At 69.7% G+C, this 18,958-nt stretch carries 16 protein-coding genes and 2 tRNA genes; 13 read left to right on the top strand and 5 right to left on the bottom strand.

Features of this window, described 5'->3' with window-relative positions; translation table 11 throughout:
• The first annotated feature begins 1 nt into the window (after position 1).
• The 9 genes from recF (at position 2) to ACGFML_RS18035 (ending at position 11,536) form a co-directional block, all read left to right on the top strand.
• Positions 2-1,138 (top strand): DNA replication/repair protein RecF, encoded by a 1,137-nt coding sequence (gene recF, locus ACGFML_RS18075; RefSeq protein ID WP_393544769.1) that lies wholly within the window; start codon positions 2-4, stop codon positions 1,136-1,138.
• Positions 1,135-1,668, top strand: coding sequence for a DUF721 domain-containing protein (locus ACGFML_RS18070; protein WP_393544768.1), 534 nt, complete (start codon positions 1,135-1,137; stop codon positions 1,666-1,668). Before recF ends, ACGFML_RS18070 begins: the two co-directional genes overlap by 4 nt.
• A 321-nt stretch (positions 1,669-1,989) precedes the next feature.
• Entirely contained in the window at positions 1,990-4,020 is a 2,031-nt protein-coding gene (gene gyrB, locus ACGFML_RS18065; RefSeq protein WP_393544767.1) for a DNA topoisomerase (ATP-hydrolyzing) subunit B, read from the top strand.
• A gap of 50 nt (positions 4,021-4,070) precedes the next feature.
• The gene (gene gyrA / locus ACGFML_RS18060; protein ID WP_393544765.1) at positions 4,071-6,695 is read left to right on the top strand and encodes a DNA gyrase subunit A; all 2,625 of its coding nucleotides are present in this window, start codon (positions 4,071-4,073) and stop codon (positions 6,693-6,695) included.
• Positions 6,696-6,710: 15 nt separating this feature from the next.
• Complete coding sequence (locus ACGFML_RS18055; RefSeq protein WP_393544763.1) at positions 6,711-7,409, top strand: DUF3566 domain-containing protein; 699 nt, start codon at positions 6,711-6,713, stop codon at positions 7,407-7,409.
• Positions 7,410-7,498: 89 nt separating this feature from the next.
• Positions 7,499-7,572, top strand: a tRNA-Ile gene (locus tag ACGFML_RS18050).
• Positions 7,573-7,807: 235 nt separating this feature from the next.
• On the top strand, positions 7,808-7,942 hold the full coding sequence (locus tag ACGFML_RS18045; RefSeq protein WP_003958712.1) for a DLW-39 family protein: 135 nt from the start codon (positions 7,808-7,810) through the stop codon (positions 7,940-7,942).
• Positions 7,943-8,210: 268 nt separating this feature from the next.
• Entirely contained in the window at positions 8,211-10,139 is a 1,929-nt protein-coding gene (locus ACGFML_RS18040) for a VWA domain-containing protein (RefSeq protein WP_393544761.1), read from the top strand.
• Positions 10,133-11,536, top strand: a complete 1,404-nt coding sequence (locus ACGFML_RS18035) for a hypothetical protein (protein WP_393544759.1) — start codon at positions 10,133-10,135, stop codon at positions 11,534-11,536. The genes ACGFML_RS18040 and ACGFML_RS18035 overlap by 7 nt, the downstream gene beginning before the upstream one ends.
• Before the next feature lie 20 nt (positions 11,537-11,556).
• Here the strand turns inward: ACGFML_RS18035 and ACGFML_RS18030 are convergent, their stop codons facing one another.
• Together ACGFML_RS18030 and ACGFML_RS18025 are read right to left on the bottom strand one after the other, a co-directional pair.
• Positions 11,557-12,936 carry a serine/threonine protein kinase gene (locus tag ACGFML_RS18030; RefSeq protein ID WP_393544757.1) on the bottom strand — a complete coding sequence of 460 codons (1,380 nt, stop codon included), beginning with the start codon at positions 12,934-12,936 and terminating at the stop codon, positions 11,557-11,559.
• Positions 12,937-12,978: 42 nt separating this feature from the next.
• Positions 12,979-13,527, bottom strand: a complete 549-nt coding sequence (locus ACGFML_RS18025) for a helix-turn-helix domain-containing protein (protein WP_393544755.1) — start codon at positions 13,525-13,527, stop codon at positions 12,979-12,981.
• A gap of 128 nt (positions 13,528-13,655) precedes the next feature.
• On the opposite strand from ACGFML_RS18025, the gene ACGFML_RS18020 reads away from it, so the two are divergent.
• Positions 13,656-13,728, top strand: a tRNA-Ala gene (locus tag ACGFML_RS18020).
• Between the two features lie 118 nt (positions 13,729-13,846).
• On the opposite strand, the gene ACGFML_RS18015 is transcribed toward ACGFML_RS18020, so the two are convergent.
• A complete protein-coding gene (locus tag ACGFML_RS18015) occupies positions 13,847-14,521 on the bottom strand; it encodes a transglycosylase family protein (RefSeq protein ID WP_393544753.1) in 675 nt (224 codons plus the stop codon).
• Between the two features lie 291 nt (positions 14,522-14,812).
• Positions 14,813-15,535, bottom strand: a complete 723-nt coding sequence (locus ACGFML_RS18010; RefSeq protein ID WP_393544751.1) for a DUF5324 family protein — start codon at positions 15,533-15,535, stop codon at positions 14,813-14,815.
• A 386-nt stretch (positions 15,536-15,921) separates the two neighbouring features.
• Here ACGFML_RS18010 and ACGFML_RS18005 point away from each other — a divergent pair, with 386 nt between their 5' ends.
• Entirely contained in the window at positions 15,922-16,449 is a 528-nt protein-coding gene (locus tag ACGFML_RS18005) for a peptidylprolyl isomerase (protein ID WP_393544749.1), read from the top strand.
• A 127-nt stretch (positions 16,450-16,576) separates the two neighbouring features.
• A complete protein-coding gene (locus ACGFML_RS18000) occupies positions 16,577-17,476 on the top strand; it encodes a rhomboid family intramembrane serine protease (RefSeq protein ID WP_393544747.1) in 900 nt (299 codons plus the stop codon).
• Positions 17,477-17,746: 270 nt separating this feature from the next.
• On the opposite strand, the gene crgA is transcribed toward ACGFML_RS18000, so the two are convergent.
• Positions 17,747-18,004: a cell division protein CrgA gene (gene crgA, locus ACGFML_RS17995; protein ID WP_393544746.1), complete on the bottom strand. Its 258-nt coding sequence runs from the start codon at positions 18,002-18,004 to the stop codon at positions 17,747-17,749.
• A gap of 179 nt (positions 18,005-18,183) precedes the next feature.
• On the opposite strand from crgA, the gene ACGFML_RS17990 reads away from it, so the two are divergent.
• The gene (locus ACGFML_RS17990) at positions 18,184-18,954 is read left to right on the top strand and encodes a DUF881 domain-containing protein (RefSeq protein WP_393544744.1); all 771 of its coding nucleotides are present in this window, start codon (positions 18,184-18,186) and stop codon (positions 18,952-18,954) included.
• Positions 18,955-18,958 lie beyond the last annotated feature (4 nt).

The raw sequence follows: 18,958 nt of genomic DNA, 5'->3' as shown, positions 1-18,958 counted from the left end.
CATGCACGTCACGCATCTCTCGCTCGCCGACTTCCGCTCGTACGCCCGGGTCGAGGTCCCGCTCGACCCGGGCGTCACGGCTTTTGTGGGCCCCAACGGCCAGGGCAAGACCAACCTGGTGGAGGCCGTCGGCTATCTGGCCTCCCTCGGCAGCCACCGCGTCTCCTCGGATGCCCCGCTGGTGCGGATGGGCGCCGAGCGGGCGATCATCCGGGCCGCGGTCGTCCAGGGCGAGCGGCAGCAGCTGGTGGAGCTGGAGCTCAACCCCGGCAAGGCGAACCGCGCCCGGATCAACCGGTCTTCGCAGGTCAAGCCTCGGGACGTGCTGGGGATCGTACGGACGGTGCTGTTCGCGCCGGAGGATCTGGCCCTGGTCAAGGGGGACCCCGGGGAGCGCCGACGGTTCCTGGACGAGCTGATCACGGCGCGTTCGCCGCGGATGGCGGGGGTGCGCTCCGACTACGACCGCGTGCTCAAGCAGCGCAACACTTTGCTCAAGACCGCGGCGCTGGCGCGGCGGCACGGCGGGCGACAGATGGACCTGTCGACGCTGGACGTCTGGGACCAGCACCTGGCCCGCGCCGGTGCCGAGCTGCTGGCGCAGCGGCTGGATCTGATCGGCGCGCTGCAGCCGCTGGCGGACAAGGCGTACGAGCAGCTGGCGCCCGGCGGTGGGCCGCTGGCGCTGGAGTACCGCGGGTCGGCGGGCGAGGCGATGGCCGCGGCGGCCGGTCGTGAGGAGCTCTACGGCGTGCTGCTGTCGGCGCTGGGCGAGGCCCGCAAGGGCGAGATCGAGCGCGGGGTGACGCTGGTCGGCCCGCACCGCGACGATCTGGTGCTGAAGCTGGGGCAGCTGCCCGCCAAGGGGTACGCGAGCCACGGCGAGTCCTGGTCGTACGCGCTGGCGCTGCGGCTGGCCTCGTACGACCTGCTGCGGGCCGAGGGCAATGAGCCGGTGCTCGTCCTGGACGACGTCTTCGCGGAACTGGACGCGCGGCGGCGTGAGCGGCTCGCGGAGCTGGTGGCACCGGGCGAGCAGGTGCTGGTGACGGCGGCGGTGGACGACGATGTGCCGGGCGTGCTGGCCGGGGCGCGCTACGCGGTCTCCGACGGGACCGCGCAGAAGGTGGCCCCGTGAGCGCCCCGGAGCCGGAGCGGCCCCGTGCACCGGAGCTGTCCGGAGTGGATCTGGCCCGCCAGGCGCTGGTGGCCGCCAAGGAGCAGGCGCGGGCCCGGGGTGCGGCCGCGCAGCAGAAGAAGCAGGCGCGGCGCGGCGGGCTGCGCTCGGGTGCGCGCGCGGACGGCCGCGATCCGCTGCCGCTCGGTGCGGCGATCAACCGGCTGATCACCGAGCGCGGCTGGGAGACGCCGGCGGCGGTCGGCGGGGTCATGGGGCGCTGGCCGCAGCTGGTCGGGCCCGAGGTGGCGCAGCACTGCGAGCCGCAGCGGTACGACGAGGACGCCAGGGTGCTGACCGTGCAGTGCGATTCCACGGTGTGGGCGACGCAGCTTCGGCTGCTGGCGCCGCAGCTGGTGGCTCGGCTCAACCAGGACCTCGGCCAGGGAACGGTGAAGCTGATCAAGGTGCTGGGTCCCGGCGGCCCCGCGCGGCGCTACGGACCCCTGCGGGCACCGGGGAGCAAGGGCCCCGGCGACACCTACGGCTGAGCCGGGCGACGCCTGTGCGCCAGTGGGACGGGTGAGACTCCGCTCACGGTAGCGGCCGGTTGACAGCCGGAAGCGCTGAGTGCCCGTGTGAGCGTCCTGAGGCCCCTTCTCGAATATGGGGAGTCGGCGGACGTCAGTTCAGGGCGGCACATGACGACTCAGGCGCCTGCAAACCCCCATGAGTGTCAGCGCTACCGGTAGACTGGTGGCAATCCCGCCCACTCGCGGAACATGTCGAACGACGCAGCCGTTCTCGCCTGTCTTTTCTGGGGTTGCCCCACAGGCGCGGAAGGGCTTGTGCTGTGCCAGAAAGGGCGCTTCGTGGCCGACTCCGGCGACCTCAACGAGAACAACACGGCTTCTACCGAAGAGGGGGTTCCTGCCGGCGTCATGGGCGACTCCTCGGTGGAGAAGTCGTACGACGCCAGCGCGATCACCGTCCTCGAAGGCCTGGACGCGGTCCGTAAGCGCCCTGGCATGTACATCGGCTCGACGGGCGAGCGTGGTCTGCACCACCTCGTGCAAGAGGTCGTCGACAACTCCGTCGACGAGGCGATGGCCGGTCACGCGGACACCATCGACGTGACGATCCTGCCCGACGGCGGCGTCCGCGTCGTCGACAACGGCCGCGGTATCCCGGTCGGCATCGTGCCGTCGGAGAACAAGCCGGCCGTCGAGGTCGTGATGACGGTGCTGCACGCCGGCGGCAAGTTCGGCGGCGGCGGCTACGCGGTCTCCGGTGGTCTGCACGGCGTGGGTGTCTCCGTCGTGAACGCGCTGTCGCAGCGGGTGGCGGTCGAGGTCCGCACGGACGGCTACCGCTGGACGCAGGAGTACAAGCTCGGTGTGCCGACCGCGCCGCTGGCCAAGAACGAGGCCACGGACGAGTCCGGCACCTCGGTGACGTTCTGGGCCGACGGCGACATCTTCGAGACCACCGACTACAGCTTCGAGACGCTGTCGCGGCGCTTCCAGGAGATGGCATTCCTCAACAAGGGCCTGACCATCGCCCTGACGGACGAGCGAGCGGACCATGTGGACGAGGAGGGCAAGCCCCTCACGGTGCGCTACCACTACGAGGGCGGCATCGTCGACTTCGTGAAGTACCTGAACTCCCGCAAGGGCGAACTGGTGCATCCGACGGTCATCGACGTGGAGGCCGAGGACAAGGAGCGGTTGCTCTCGGTCGAGCTCGCGATGCAGTGGAACACCCAGTACAGCGAGGGTGTCTACAGCTTCGCGAACACCATCCACACCCACGAGGGCGGCACCCACGAAGAGGGCTTCCGCGCGGCGCTGACGGGTCTGATCAACCGGTACGCGCGCGACAAGAAGCTGCTGCGCGAGAAGGACGACAACCTCACGGGCGAGGACATCCGCGAGGGTCTGACGGCGATCATCTCGGTCAAGCTCGGCGAGCCGCAGTTCGAGGGCCAGACCAAGACGAAGCTGGGCAACACCGAGGCGAAGACCTTCGTCCAGAAGGTCGTGCACGAGCACCTCACGGACTGGCTGGACCGCAACCCCAACGAGGCCGCGGACATCATCCGCAAGGGCATCCAGGCGGCCACCGCCCGGGTCGCGGCCCGCAAGGCGCGCGATCTGACCCGCCGCAAGGGCCTGCTGGAGACGGCGTCGCTGCCGGGCAAGCTGAGCGACTGCCAGTCCAACGACCCGACGAAGTGCGAGATCTTCATCGTCGAGGGTGACTCCGCCGGCGGCTCGGCCAAGTCCGGCCGCAACCCGCAGTACCAGGCGATCCTCCCGATCCGAGGCAAGATCCTCAACGTCGAGAAGGCGCGGGTCGACAAGATCCTGCAGAACAACGAGGTCCAGGCGCTGATCTCGGCCTTCGGCACCGGGGTCCACGAGGACTTCGACATCGAGAAGCTCCGCTATCACAAGATCATTCTGATGGCGGACGCCGACGTCGACGGCCAGCACATCAACACCCTGCTGCTCACCTTCCTCTTCCGCTTCATGCGCCCGCTGGTCGAGGCCGGCCACGTCTACCTCTCCCGCCCGCCGCTGTACAAGATCAAGTGGGGTCGGGACGACTTCGAGTACGCCTACTCCGACGCGGAGCGGGACGCGCTGATCGAGCTGGGCAAGCAGAACGGCAAGCGGATCAAGGACGACTCCGTCCAGCGGTTCAAGGGCCTCGGTGAGATGAACGCCGAGGAGCTGCGCATCACGACCATGGACATCGACCACCGTGTCCTCGGTCAGGTCTCGCTGGACGACGCCGCCCGCGCGGACGACCTGTTCTCGGTGCTGATGGGCGAGGACGTCGAGGCACGCCGCTCATTCATCCAGCGCAACGCCAAGGACGTCCGCTTCCTCGACATCTGAGCCCTGTCGGCCCTCACAACAGCCGCAGCTCGAAAGGACTTTGAACAGCAATGGCCGACGAGAACCCTCCTGTGACCCCGGACGGCGTGACCGCCGAGGGCGCGCCCGCCGCCATCGAAGGCGTGGGCATGCGCGTCGAGCCCGTCGGGCTCGAGACGGAGATGCAGCGCTCCTACCTCGACTACGCGATGTCCGTCATCGTCTCGCGTGCGCTGCCCGATGTGCGCGACGGCCTCAAGCCGGTGCACCGCCGCGTCCTGTACGCGATGTACGACGGCGGCTACCGCCCCGAGAAGGGCTTCTACAAGTGCGCCCGCGTCGTCGGTGACGTCATGGGTACGTACCACCCGCACGGCGACTCCTCGATCTACGACGCCCTGGTCCGCCTGGCGCAGCCGTGGTCGATGCGGATGCCGCTGGTGGACTCCAACGGCAACTTCGGTTCCCCGGGCAACGACCCGGCCGCGGCCATGCGGTACACCGAGTGCAAGATGAAGCAGCTCTCCATGGAGATGCTGCGGGACATCGACGAGGAGACCGTCGACTTCCAGGACAACTACGACGGCCGCAACCAGGAGCCGACGGTCCTGCCGGCGCGCTTCCCGAACCTGCTGATCAACGGCTCCGCCGGCATCGCGGTCGGTATGGCGACGAACATCCCGCCGCACAACCTCCGCGAGGTCGCGGCCGGCGCCCAGTGGGCGCTGGAGCACCCCGAGGCATCCAATGAGGAGCTGCTGGAAGCGCTGATCGAGCGCATCAAGGGCCCCGACTTTCCCACCGGCGCGCTGGTCGTGGGCCGCAAGGGCATCGAGGAGGCGTACCGCACCGGCCGCGGCTCCATCACGATGCGCGCGGTGGTCGCCGTCGAGGAGATCCAGAACCGCCAGTGCCTGGTGGTCACCGAGCTGCCCTACCAGACCAACCCGGACAACCTCGCGCAGAAGATCGCCGACCTGGTCAAGGACGGCAAGATCGGCGGCATCGCGGACGTCCGCGACGAGACGTCCTCGCGCACCGGCCAGCGCCTGGTCATCGTCCTCAAGCGGGACGCGGTCGCCAAGGTCGTCCTCAACAACCTCTACAAGCACACCGACCTCCAGACCAACTTCGGTGCCAACATGCTCGCCCTGGTGGACGGCGTGCCGCGCACGCTCTCCCTGGACGCGTTCATCCGGAACTGGGTCACGCACCAGATCGAGGTCATCGTCCGCCGGACGAAGTTCCGGCTGCGCAAGGCCGAGGAGCGGGCGCACATCCTGCGCGGTCTGCTCAAGGCCCTGGACGCCATCGACGAGGTCATCGCGCTGATCCGGCGCAGCGAGACGGTCGACGTCGCGCGCGAGGGCCTGATGGGCCTGCTGACCATCGACGAGATCCAGGCCAACGCGATCCTGGAGATGCAGCTGCGCCGGCTGGCCGCCCTGGAGCGCCAGAAGATCACCTCCGAGCACGACGAGCTGCAGCGCAAGATCAGCGAGTACAACGCGATCCTGGCCTCGCCGGAGCGCCAGCGCCAGATCATCAGCGAGGAACTGGCCGCGATCGTCGAGAAGTTCGGCGACGACCGGCGCTCCAAGCTGGTGCCCTTCGAGGGCGACATGTCCATCGAGGACCTGATCGCCGAGGAGGACATCGTCGTCACGATCTCCCGTGGCGGCTATGTGAAGCGGACGAAGACCGACGACTACCGCTCGCAGAAGCGCGGCGGCAAGGGCGTGCGGGGCACGAAGCTCAAGGAAGACGACATCGTCGACCACTTCTTCGTCTCCACCACCCACCACTGGCTGCTGTTCTTCACGAACAAGGGCCGGGTCTACCGTGCCAAGGCGTACGAGCTGCCGGACGCGGGCCGCGATGCGCGCGGTCAGCATGTGGCCAACCTGCTCGCCTTCCAGCCGGACGAGCAGATCGCGCAGATCCTGGCCATCCGCGACTACGAGGCCGTGCCGTACCTGGTGCTCGCCACCAAGGCCGGCCTGGTGAAGAAGACCCCGCTCAAGGACTACGACTCGCCCCGCTCCGGCGGTGTGATCGCGATCAACCTGCGCGAGCAGGAGGACGGCTCGGACGACGAACTGATCGGCGCCGAGCTGGTGTCGGAGAGCGACGATCTGCTGCTGATCAGCAAGAAGGCGCAGTCGATCCGGTTCACGGCGACGGACGAGGCGCTGCGCCCGATGGGCCGGGCCACCTCCGGCGTCAAGGGCATGAGCTTCCGCGAGGGCGACCAGCTGCTCTCGCTGAACGTCGTGCGCGCCGGGACGTTCGTGTTCACCGCGACGGACGGCGGCTACGCCAAGCGCACTCCGGTGGACGAGTACCGCGTCCAGGGCCGTGGCGGCCTCGGGATCAAGGCCGCCAAGATCGTGGAGGATCGTGGTTCGCTGGTCGGCGCCCTGGTGGTCGAGGGGAACGACGAGATCCTGGCGATCACCCTGGGCGGTGGCGTGATTCGTACGCGGGTCAACGGGGTACGGGAGACCGGCCGTGACACCATGGGCGTCCAACTGATCAACCTGGGCAAGCGAGATGCCGTTGTCGGCATCGCACGGAACGCCGAGGCCGGTCGTGAGGCCGAAGAGGTCGACGGGGTCGATGAGACCGAGGAGACCGAGGCGGTCGCAGGGACCGAGCCGGCGGCGGCCGAGGGCGAGCAGCCCGCGGCGGAGTAGCACGAGGAGTAGGTCGTGAGTGGAGCCACGGGCGCTGCAGCGGGAGGATCGGGAGCCGGGAACGGCTCCCCGTCCGGACCCGCGACCGTGACGGAAGACGGCGCCCGTGGCTCTGCCGCGTCCGAAAGCCCCCGAGACGAGGGCTCCGACAAGGGGGGAACCGTGACCGATACCCGTCAGCCGCAGCCGCAGCACCAACCGCAGCATCAGCCGCAGGCCCAGCCGCAGCACCAGGGAGGCCAGGCGCAGCCCTACCAGCCGCCGCAGGCCTACCCCGCGGGCGGCGGCACCGGTAGCGGTCAGTCGGTGCGCAAGCCCCGCACGGGCGCCGGCACGGTGCCGCGCACCCGCAAGGCCCGGCTGCGGGTGGCGCGTGCCGATCCCTGGTCGGTGATGAAGGTCAGCTTCCTGCTGTCCATCGCCCTGGGCGTGTGCACGGTGGTGGCCGCCTCGGTGCTGTGGATGGTGATGAACGCGATGGGCGTCTTCTCCACCGTCGGCGGCACGATCAGCGAGGCCACGGGCTCGGGCGACGGCGGCGGCTTCGATCTGCAGTCGTTCCTCTCGCTGCCCCGGGTGCTGCTGTTCACGTCGATCATCGCGGTGATCGACGTGGTGCTGGCGACGGCCCTGGCGACGCTTGGTGCGTTCATCTACAACCTGTCCGCGGGGTTCGTGGGCGGGGTGGAGCTGACCCTCGCCGAGGACGAGTAGAGCCGCTGGTGGCGGGCTCGTCGGACGGTCATCGGAACCGATTTTGGGAACGCCTCTGAAGTGCGCTAATCTTTCGGTGCAGCGAACGCGCGGCTATAGCTCAGACGGTTAGAGCGCTTCCCTGATAAGGAAGAGGCCCCAGGTTCAAGTCCTGGTAGCCGCACTGCACAATCGGCCCGGCCGGAGATTTCTCCGGCCGGGCCGATGCGTTTGTATCCCGCGGGAGAGCGGGTGCGGGGCCGGGCCGATTCGTCCTGCGGAAAAGGGAAGTTGGGGCTCCGCCGACGCCGTGGGTTCCGGTTGCGGTCGAGTGCGGCCTTGATAACCGATCGGTATCGGCCGGTGTGTATCATCGGCCGACATAGGTCCCCTACGTCAACGAAAGACGAGGTCGCGCGGTGAAGAAGCTTCTCCTGGTCGCACTGGCCGCCATCGGCGGGCTCCTCGTGTACCGCCAGATCCAGGCGGATCGCGCCGAGCAGGATCTGTGGACGGAGGCGACCGACTCCGTGCCCGCAGGTTCGGGTGTGTGAGACCCCAACGCACAGCAGTTCGTACGGACCCCGGTTGCCTCTGGCAGCCGGGGTCTCGTGCATTGTGGGATGCGCAGGGCGCCGTGGGATGACGTCGCGCGCAGGTGCGTTGGCGGTGGGTCGGTGTTGTTGCAGTGCCGTGACGCCGGCCCCCTTGAATTTGCGTTAGCACATTACTAGCTTGCAGCAGCAAAGGTGATGTGCGTGGTATCCCGGTGTGCGTTGATGTGCGGGACGAGACACGCGGTACGCAAGGGGGACGAGGGATATGGCACGACGACGCCGCAGGGGGGCGGTGGTGCTGCTCGGTGGACTGCTGCTGGCGCTCGCCGCCGCGCCGCTCCAGGCGACGCCGCCCGCGCAGGCCGCACCGGCCGCGCCATCCGGCAACGGCAACGGCAACGGCAACGGCATGGTGATGGTGCTGGATTCCTCCGGCTCCATGGCCGAAAAGGACGGCTCCGGCGCCACCCGGATCGACGCCGCCCGTAAGGCCGTCGGCACGGTCGTCGATGGGCTCCCCGCCGGCTATCCGACCGGCCTGCGGCTCTACGGCTCCGACAGGGCCAAGGGCTGCGACGACACCCGGCTCGCCCAGCCAGTGTCCCCGCTCGACCGGGCGGGCCTCAAGCGGGCCGTCAGCGGCGTCCGGCCCAAGGGGGACACTCCCATCGGGCTGTCCCTTCAAAAGGCCGCTCACGACCTGCCCAAGGCGTCCACAGGGGCGATCGGCAAGCGCACGATCCTGCTGATCTCCGATGGTGAGGACAACTGCGTCACCCCGCCGCCGTGCAAGGTCGCCGCCCAACTCGCCGCGTCCGGCGTCGATCTGCACATCGACGCCATCGGATTCCACGTCGCCGGCCGGGCCCGGCAGCAGTTGGAGTGCATCGCCAAGTCGGGCAACGGCCAGTACTACGACGCCCCCGACGCCAAGGCGCTCGCCCGTCAGCTCCAGCGGGCCGGCCAACTCTCGGCGGACGGTTACCGGTTCAAGGGCGACAAGGTTCAGGGGACACCCACCAACGCGAATGCGCCCGGCATCGCCCCCGGGCAGTACCTGGACAGCATCGGGCCCAACGAAAGGCGCTTCTACGCCACCGACCTGGACGCCGTCTCCACGGCCGACTTCTCGGCGACCGTCGTGCCCCAGCCCGGTGCGGCGGTCGACTCCCTCGACTCCCTGCACACCGAGATCGTCCACGACATCGACAGCACCTGCGGATCCACCACCGAATTGTTCGGCCAGCGGGAGGGCGCCACCCCGCTCACCTCCGGCCTCAGCCGTGTCCCCTCCCAGGACGGCACCGCCGGCTGCGACAAGGCCGGCCGCTACTGGTTCGTCGTGGAACGCAAGGCGGCCAAGGGATCGGATGCCTCGCCCTGGCCGCTCGAGGTGATGTTTCACGTGGAACATCCGCTGAAGAAGGGCGTCACGCCCGCACAGTCGGAGCCGGAGTACGGTGCGGGCGGCAAGGACGCCGCACTGCCCACCAGCGCTCCCAAGGACGTCTCCGGTGGCACCGGCTTCAACGACGCCCGCACCCTCACCCAGGGCGTCTGGCGGGACAAGGTTCTTCCCTCGCAGACCCTCTGGTACAAGGTGCCGGTCGGCTGGGGACAGCAGCTGCGCTACGACGTGGAATTCGCCAACGAGCCGACGGTCAGAGGCTTCAGCGCCACCACCTCCTACGGCGGCACACAGGTCTACACCCCGGCCCGTATGCCGGTCGGCAGCGGCACGGGGGAGTTCGGCCCGCAGGTCCCCTACAACGGACACCCGGCGTCGCTCAGCATGGGGACGGTCCCGGTCGCCTGGACCAACCGCTACGAGAACCACCCCAACGTCACCCCCGTGCACGACAAGGGCAACTTCTACATCGCGGTGACCCTGGGCGCCAAGGCCTCCGAGATCGCGCGCAACCCGCACATCGGCGTGGTGCTGCGGGTCGCCGTCCTGGGCAAGGCGAAGGCCGGTCCGCAGGCCGGTGCGGTGGTCGCCAGGAACGACGCCTCCGGTGCTTCGGCGGACGGCACGCAGGACGGCAGGGCGGGATGGGCGGCCGGCCCGGTGGTCGCGGCCGTCTCCGGCGGTATCGGCGTACTGCTGCTGGCCGGTCTCGCGGTCGCCTATCTGCGGGCCCGCAGGAAACCGCGCGGCGGCGATGCGGATGCGATGAGGGGTGGCTCGTGGTGACGGGGCGGGGCACGACCCGAGGGCTCGCCGTACTGACGGCACTGGGCATGGTGGCGGTGCTGCCCGGGGCGGTGGGAGTGGCCTCCGCGGAGGGCCTTCCCCACTACCGGACGGCACGCGGCGCCACCGCGATCAAGGGCGCCGCCATCGCCACGGACGCTTCACAGATCAAGCCGGGGCTGGGCACCGACCGCATCGACCGCAACACCGAGAAGTACTACCGCATCGAGCTGGACGCCAGATCCAGTGCCTATGTCTCGGTGGTCGCCGCGCCCCGCCCGGGCACCAAGGTCGAGGACTACAGCGACAAGCTGACCGTCGACATCCAGGACAGCGACGGCGCCTCCTGTACATCGGAGTCCTCGCAGTCCTTCCACGGCGACGGAACGCCCTATCCCATCGGCGACTACGCCGAGCGACTCGTCGGCGGCGACCGCACCCAGTGCCAGGCGGCCGGGCTGTACTACGTCGTGGTCACCCGCAAGGGGCCGGAGACCTCCGGGCCCGAGGACTGGCCCATCGAGCTGAGGTTCGTGACCGAACCCGGGCTCAAAGGCACCGCACCCTCCGCGCCGGCCGAGGGCAACTGGCCCACCCGGACACCGCCGCCCCGCACCGACCCCACCACACAGCCCGCCACGGGCGGCACCGGCTTCAACGACGCGGCCTCGGTCACCGGCGGCGTATGGAAGGACCGCATCCGGCCCGGCGAGACCCGCTTCTATCGGGTGCCGGTGGACTGGGGCCAGCGGCTCAACCTGCGTGCGGAGCTGCCGAACGCGTCCGCCCCCGGCAGCAGCTCTGTCAGGGACGGCTTCGGGCTGAGCGTCTTCAACCCCGCACGCGGCCTGGTGAGCGGCGACAACTTCGTCCTGTACGACGGCAAGCCGACCACCGTGAAGGAATTCACCGCCCCCATCGCCTATGAAAACCGCTTCACCACCACCAGTGCCGTCAAGGCGATGCGGTTCGCGGGCTGGTACTACCTCGAGGTGACCCTGAACTCCCATGCCACCCGGTACTTCCCCAAGGGCACCGACTTCATCCTGAGGGTGGACGTACGCAACGAGGCGAAAGCCGGTCCGGCGTACGCCGGACCGGCTCCCGAGTTCACCGTCACCGACGCGGACCGGGAGATGGCCAGGACGGGCCGGGCCGAGGAGGCGGCGGGCGGGAACAACACCCTGCGGGCCGTGGGCTACGCCGGCATCGGCACCGGAGTGGTGCTGCTGGTGGGGCTGGGCGTCTGGACCCTCGTGGCCCGGCGCCGGGTCGTTTCTCCGGGAGCGCCCGGGGCCGCTGCGGCGCGTCCTCCGCAGGAGGGGCAGCCCGCACCGCCGCAGCAGAGCCAACACGGAGGGCAACAGCAGCAGTTCGGTCCTCCGCAGAACTGGTAGTCGCCCGGCCGCCCGGCCCGTCAGGAGACCGACAGCGCCCAGATGCCCACCGCGATGCACAGCAGTGCGACGATCAGTACCGGGACCGCCACCTTCGCGGGCGGTCCCGGACGCCTTTCCGGGACGGACACCGAAGCGGCCCGTGCGGCGACCGGAGCCCCCGCGGCAGGCGTCGCCGGTCCCGTCGGCGCCTGCTGCACAGGCACCCCGGCCGGCGGATGGGGCACTGGGTACGGGCCCGCCGTATAGGGCCGGGTCGCCGACATCTCCGGCCGGACGGCCACCGTCGGCTCGTACGACGGCATCGGTGCCGACGGCGTGGCCGGTGCGACGGGCAGCCCGTGGTCCGGAGGCGTGCTCCCCTGAGCCGCGCCCGGCACCGGGGTGGGCGTCGGAGTCGGCGGGGTGCTCGGCTGCTGCGGCACCGGCAGGCTCGAATCCGGCGGTGCGAGCGGGAAGCTCCCGGTGTCCGACGGTGAGCCCGGCCCGTCGGCCGCGCTCCCGGCTCCGCCGCGCGAAGCGAACGGCCCGGACGGCCCGAACCCGCTGGGCAGCGGCCCTATGTGGTCGAAGACCTCGACGATCTCGTCCTCGATCGTCGCGTCCGGCAGCAACTCGGCCGCCGACAGGATCGCCTTGCGTGCCCCCGTGGCCGTCCTGAACCGCGACTCCGGGTCCGGATGCACGAGACCGGCCAGCACCTGCCACAGCGGTTCCGGGACGTCCTGGGGAGCGTCCGGGACCCCGTGCTCGGCGAAGTGCCGGACCAGCGCCTCGGCGTCCGGCTTGGTGCCGGTGATCAGATACAGCGCCACCAGGCCGACCGCGAACAGGTCCGCCGGAAAGTCCGGCTCGGCGCCCAGCATCTGCTCGGGCGCGAAGTAACCGGGCGTGCCCACCACATAGTTGGTTTCGGTGAGCCGCGGCTCGCCCTTGCGCATCGCGATACCGAAGTCGCTCAGCCGCAGATGCGGGCGTCCGGTGCCGGTGGCCTCCAGCAGGATGTTGGCCGGTTTGATGTCCCGGTGCACGACCCCCTCGGCGTGGACCGCGGTCAGTCCGGCCAGCAACTGGTCCAGCAGCGTGCACACGTACCGCGGCGGCAAGGGGCCGTAGTCACCGATCAGATGGGCCAACGAGCCGCCGTTCACCAGGTCCATGGTGAACAACACCTTGTCGTCGTTGGCGGCCCAGCTCGCCGGGGCCAGCACGTGCGGATGGTCGATCCGCAGCGCCTGTTCCCGTACGAAGCGCAGCAGGGTGTGCGCATCGCTCTGCTGCAGCACCTTGGCGGCTACGTAGCGGCGCCTGCGGTGGTCCCAGGAGCGCCAGACGGCACCGACACCGCCTCGTCCGATCGGGTCGATCAGCTCGTACCGACCGGCGAAGATCTCACCCATGACGCCCCGTCCCGCTCCCGTGCTCCGCAAGCTCCGCTGTGGCTAGCTCTGGTGCGCCTCGTAGTGCGCGACCGCGTCCGCGGTGCGGCCGGCACCGTAGACCCTGAGGAACTCTGCCAGTTCGGGATGCGTGGCGGCGAGGGTGTTCGCCGCATCGATGATGTCGCCGGCGTCGGAGACCGAGCGCAGCAGCGACTGAATCTCGCGCACCACGCGACGTACGGTGGTCGCCCCGGTGGACGACGTCTGCTGCGTGGTGTTGTTCAGTACCGAACCGCCGGCCGTCTTCTTGATCTCGTCCATGCGGTCGGTGGCCTCGGCGGCGCTGGCACTGCCGTCCGCGACCTGTCCGGCCAGTTCCTGCAGCGCCTGGACGCGCTGCACCACGGCCGGGTTGCCTATCTTCGCGCGCTGCCCGCTCATCAGCTGCGACAGCATCGGAGCGGACAGGCCGAGTACGGAGGCCAGCCGGGCCTGGTTGAGGCCGAGATCCTCGATGAGACGGCGGAACAGTGCACCCAGAGGCTCCCCGTACCAACTGCGCTGCAGCTCCCGGGCCCGCGCGGTGGCTTCCTGTTGTGCTGCGTCCATGCGTCTCCCCTGTCTCCCCGATCGCGCTTCGCTGCCGCGAATCTCGCGACGCATCCTACGGAGGGGGGCGGGGCACGGCGATACCCGGTCGGGAAAGGCGCCCGGTACCAGGTACCCTGGTCCGCGAAGGGGCCTTAGCTCAGTTGGTAGAGCGCTGTCTTTGCATGGCAGATGTCAGGAGTTCGACTCTCCTAGGCTCCACCGCCCAACACCCTCTGATCTGCATAAACGCAGGTCAGAGGGTTTTTTGTTGGGCAGCACGGACTGGTGCGGTCGGCGGGCGCCGGTGGTGCCGCGAGGGCCCGGCGCCCGCGTCCGCTCAGCGGCTCAGCCGCAGGTGCTGCCCCGGGTAGATGTGGTCCGGGCCCTGCTCCAGGGTGTTCTTGTTCAGGTCGTACAGGGCCTGGGTGCCGCCGGGGACGTGCTGCTGGCGCGCGATGACCGAGAGGCAGTCGCCCCGCTGCACGACAAAGGCGTTGCCGGCCCTGGTGCCGGTGCCCCGGTGGATGCGGTGGTGCTTGTGCGGGTGGGCCGCCGACGGGGTCCGGTGTGCCTGGGACGAAGAGTGCCGGTTCGCCGACGGATGCCGGTGACGGGCGGTGGTTCCCCGGGCCTCGTTCTGGTTGTCACCGAAGAGACCGAAGCGCCCGCAGTTGGGCCACGGCGCCATGCCGCGGTCCTCGGCGATACGTTCCCCGACCGCGATCTGCTGTGTCCGGGAGGCGAGGTCGGCGCGGGGGGCGAAGTCGCGGCCACCGTAGGCACGCCAGGTGGTGGAATCGATCTGCAGTCCGCCGTGGTAGCCGTTTCCGGTGTTGATGTGCCAGCGGCCGCTGCTCTCGCAGGCGGCGACCCGCTCCCAGTCGGTGTCCGCTGGAGCGGTTGGCGGAGCGGCGGCAGCAGCGGCCTGAGCGGTGAGGCCGTAGGCGCACACCAGCACGATCAGCACGGACAGGCTCGCTTCGATGGACCGTTTGACGAAACGCGACGACATGACGGTACTCCTCCGCAATGCTCCGGCAGCGGTCGTGGCGCTGTGCGTCACGACCGGTGGGCAGGCACGAGGTAACCCGCCAATATGCTTTTCGGCACGTTTGGTGACCTCGAAGGCGCGTGTTTCACCTGGGTGGGCGCACGGAGCTGACGGAGCGTAATGCCGCGCGGGGCCGCGGCGGCGGGTGGCGTCCGGGCCTTCGTCGCCGGGGCGCGCAGACGCCAACGGGCCGTGCCCGCCGCCCTGTTGAGAGGGTGGCGGGCACGGCCCGTCGGTGTGGTGCCGGCGGCGTCAGGCGGTGCTGCCGCCGCGGCCGCGCTCGTCGGCCTGGTCCTCGTCCTGCTTGGCCTGGACCTCGGGGTCGAGTGAGGCGCCCTCGCTGCCGTCCACGGCGTTGAGACGGCCGCGCTCGCCGACCTCGGTGGGGGCCGGCGGCTCGACCAGCCAGTCGGGGTTGGCCTGCTTGTCCCACCACTTCCAGGCGGCGACCGCGCCGCCCGCCAGGATGCCCAGGATGGCCAGCCGCTTCACGGCCTTCCCGGTGCGGCAGCGGCGGCTGTGCTTCTTCTGGAGCTTGGCGATCTCGGCGGCCGTCACCTGCCCGCGCAGCGCGGCCAGCGCGGCACTGCCGCGGGCCAGGGCTTCCTCGCGGACCGGATCGGCGGCCGCACGGGCCGAGCTCACCGCGCTCTCCAGCCGGGGCGCGGTGTACTCGGCGGCCTGCCGGGCGGCCTTGCGGGTCCGCCGGGCGGCCCGGCCGGCCGCGGCGTCGACCTTGGGCGGCAGGGCGTCACGGGCGTGTTCCAGGCGCGGCTGGAGGTGGGCGTCGTACTGCGACCGGGCCTGGTGCGCGGCCTCGGCGACCTTGGGCCCCATGCGCGTACGGGCTTCATGCGCGTAGTGCACGGCGGCCTCCTTGGCCGTACCGGCATACGGAGCCACCACCTCCGCGGCGTGCCGCACGCTGTCCTTGGCCGTACCGGTCGCCGCGCGCACGCTGTCCTTGCGGGTCACGGGATCCTCCTCCTCGGTGGCGTGTCCGGGGCTTTGGGGGTGGTCCCCCATGTCTGTTGTGTCGCCTGTCCACCCGATTCAAGATCATGCCCGCTTGCACGCCGTACGGCATGTAAGACCGGGCATCCGGGTCATCGGGGACCTTCCGGAGCCTTATGACGACAATGCCACGGTTTGGCGCCCTGCGCGCCCGATTCCCGTTGTCCTGGCACACCCGTCGAAATCCGGGGCAGGTGTACGACCCGGAGGACGGCTCCACCGCCGGTCGGCGGCCGGACGGCGGGTGAAAATACGCGCGAAGGGCGTGGCCGCTTGTGGCGGGCGACGGGCGGACCGGTCCGTGCGAGGATCGTCAACCGCCAGCGAAGACTTATGGAAGGTAGATCGTGGCTGAACAGCTCTACGCCACCCTGAAGACCAACCAGGGCGACATCGAGATCCGGCTTCTGCCGAACCACGCCCCCAAGACGGTCAAGAACTTCGTCGAGCTCGCCGGCGGCGAGCGGGAGTGGACGCACCCGGCGACCGGCAAGAAGTCCACGGACAAGCTGTACGACGGCACGGTCTTCCACCGTGTGATCAGCGGTTTCATGCTCCAGGGCGGCGACCCGCTGGGCGACGGCACCGGCGGCCCGGGCTACCAGTTCCCGGACGAGTTCCACCCCGACCTGGCCTTCGACAAGCCCTACCTGCTCGCCATGGCGAACGCCGGCCCGGGCACCAACGGCTCGCAGTTCTTCATCACCGTCGCGCCCACCGCGTGGCTGACCGGCAAGCACACCATCTTCGGCGAGGTCACCAACGACGCCAGCAAGAAGGTCGTGGACACCATCGGCGGCACCCAGACCAACCCGCGGACCGACCGTCCGGTGCAGGACGTCGTCATCGAGACGGTCGTCATCGAAACCCGCTGAGCGGGCCCACGGACCGGAGTCGGCCGACAGCGTCCCGCTCCGGGGAACCATTGCGCCCCGCCCGGTCGTACACCGGGCGGGGCGGTGTGTTTTACGCTCCTGGACGGAGAAGAAGGACGAGGGGACGATGGACCAGGTGCCAGGCAGCCCACAGGAGCCGAAGAACGCCCACGACGGTGAGGGGCTGCCGGCGTGCTACCGCCATCCGGACCGGACGACCGGCATCCGCTGCACCCGCTGCGACAAGCCGATCTGCCCGGACTGCATGGTCAGTGCCTCGGTCGGCTTCCACTGCCCGGAGTGCGTCCACAGCGGTGCCGGACGGACGGCGCGCGCGGCGGCCCCTCGCACCATCGCGGGCGGCACCGTCGCCGCCAATCCGCGGCTGATCACCCTGATCCTGATGGGCATCAACCTCGCCGTCTTCATCGCGGTGCAGGTCGACAAGAGCGGCCAGCTGCTGAACGAACTGGTCCTGTTCGGGCGCAGCCCTTCCGGCTATCTGCCCCAGGGGGTCGCCGAGGGGGAGTGGTACCGCCTGGTGACCGCGATGTTCCTGCACCAGGAGATCCCGCACATCGCGTTCAACATGCTCTCGCTGTGGTGGCTGGGCCCGCCGCTGGAAGCCGCGCTCGGCCGGCTCCGGTTCAGCGTCCTGTACCTGCTCTCCGGCCTGGGCGGCAGCGCCCTGACGTATCTGCTCGCGTCGCCGACGGGTTTCTCCCTCGGTGCCTCCGGCGCGATCTTCGGGCTGCTGGGTGCCACCGCCGTCCTGATGCGCCGGCTGAACTACGACATGAAGCCGGTGCTGATCCTGCTCGGCCTCAACCTGGTCTTCACCTTCGTCTGGCCGAACATCTCCTGGCAGGCGCACGTCGGCGGCTTGGTGGTGGGCGCCGCGGTCGCGTACGGCATGGTGCACGCGCCGCGCGAGCACCGGAAGCCGGTGCACGTCGCGACGTGCGCGGTGGCGCTGCTGGTGATCGTCGCGGTGGTGTGGGTACGCACGCTCCAGCTGGTGGGCTGAGCGGCCCGTACCGCTTGCGGGGGTCCGACGGGACAGGTTGTCCACAGTGCGTGCCGGATCTTGTGCAAGCTGTGGGGAACACTCGTTCCGCTCCGCGCTGAGCTGCATTTCCCCAGTAAGGACTAGGAGCGGCGGGGCACGGGGATGGTTGCCGCCGGTCACACCGGCGTCAACCCCCCGAGGGTTATCCACAGATCTTCTGAAGTTTTCCCCGGCTGTGGATAACGGTGTGGATGGCCTTGGGCAGGGCTTGCTACGGCCGGGCAGGCCCTACTTCCACTGCGTGGAGACGCCGAAGCCCACCGCGATGAAGCCGAAGCCGCACACGATGTTCCAGTTGCCCATCGCCCTGATCGGAAGATCGCCTTCCGAGACGTAGAACAGCACGATCCAGGCGAGCCCGATCAGGAACATCGCCAGCATCAGCGGCGCGACCCAGCCACGGCCCGAATTCATCTTCAGACTGGTGGTCTTCGCCGCCGGTGGCGGCGTGAAGTCGTCCTTCTTGCGGATCCGTGACTTCGGCACGAGGAACACTCCTGTCGATGCGCTGCTCCGCCACTCTCGACGGCGCTCGAGCGGGCGGTGCCCCCACCTGCGAGGGGGCGGTACGGACGGGTGCCGGGAAGGAAACGACGGGGCGCGATTCCTCGCCCGGGCGTCCGTTAGCGTAGTGCTTCCGCGGCGTCGTAAGGAGTAAGGGTACGTTGAGCAATTCCGCTGACTCCCCAGGTCGCCCCGCCCGCACCCGCCTGCGGCCGGCACGGCTCCTCACGCTCACCGTCTTCGCACTCGCCGGCCTGCTGTTCTGGCTGAGCTTCGACACCGCACGCGGCACCAACCTCCGCTCGGACGACTCCATGCTGCGACTGTCCGACCTCATCGAGGAACGCAGCCACAAAAACGGTGCCCAGGACGACCGTAACGCCACCTTGCGCGAACGCGTCGACGCCCTCGCCCAACGCGACAACGGTAGCTCCAAGGCCGAGGACGCCAAGCTCAAGGCCCTCGAGAAGAACGCCGGCACCAAGCCGCTGACCGGACCCGGCGTCACCGTCACCCTCACCGACGCCCCGCCCAACGCCACCGCCAAGATCCCCGGCATCCCCGAGCCCCAGCCCAATGACCTGGTCATCCACCAGCAGGACCTGCAGGCTGTGGTCAACGCCCTGTGGCAGGGCGGCGCCAAGGGCATCCGGGTCAAGAACCAGCGGCTGATCTCCACCAGCGCCGTGCGCTGCGTCGGCAACACCCTGATCCTCCAGGGCCGGGTCTACTCCCCGCCCTACACCGTCACCGCCGTCGGCGACCGCACGGCACTGAACAAGGCGCTGACCGCCTCACCCGCCATCCAGAACTATCTGCAGTACGTCAACGCCTACGGCCTGGGCTGGAAGGTGGACCAGCACGAGGCGGTGACTCTTGCCGGCTACTCCGGCACAGTGGATCTGCACTACGCACAGCCTGTGAAGCCTTAGCCCG

Source organism: Streptomyces sp. NPDC048650 (assembly GCF_043199095.1).
In the GTDB taxonomy this organism is placed as follows: domain Bacteria; phylum Actinomycetota; class Actinomycetes; order Streptomycetales; family Streptomycetaceae; genus Streptomyces.
This window is presented reverse-complemented; position numbering and strand designations above follow the sequence as displayed.

Bases quoted from the DNA above. Each gene is read 5' to 3' on its own strand.
- ACGFML_RS18030 (WP_393544757.1), bottom strand. From the start codon at position 12,936: ATGGGTGAGATCTTCGCCGGTCGGTACGAGCTGATCGACCCGATCGGA.
- ACGFML_RS18015 (WP_393544753.1), bottom strand. From the start codon at position 14,521: ATGTCGTCGCGTTTCGTCAAACGGTCCATCGAAGCGAGCCTGTCCGTG.
- ACGFML_RS18000 (WP_393544747.1), top strand. From the start codon at position 16,577: ATGGACCAGGTGCCAGGCAGCCCACAGGAGCCGAAGAACGCCCACGAC.
- recF (WP_393544769.1), top strand. From the start codon at position 2: ATGCACGTCACGCATCTCTCGCTCGCCGACTTCCGCTCGTACGCCCGG.
- gyrA (WP_393544765.1), top strand. From the start codon at position 4,071: ATGGCCGACGAGAACCCTCCTGTGACCCCGGACGGCGTGACCGCCGAG.
- ACGFML_RS18025 (WP_393544755.1), bottom strand. From the start codon at position 13,527: ATGGACGCAGCACAACAGGAAGCCACCGCGCGGGCCCGGGAGCTGCAG.
- ACGFML_RS18040 (WP_393544761.1), top strand. From the start codon at position 8,211: ATGGCACGACGACGCCGCAGGGGGGCGGTGGTGCTGCTCGGTGGACTG.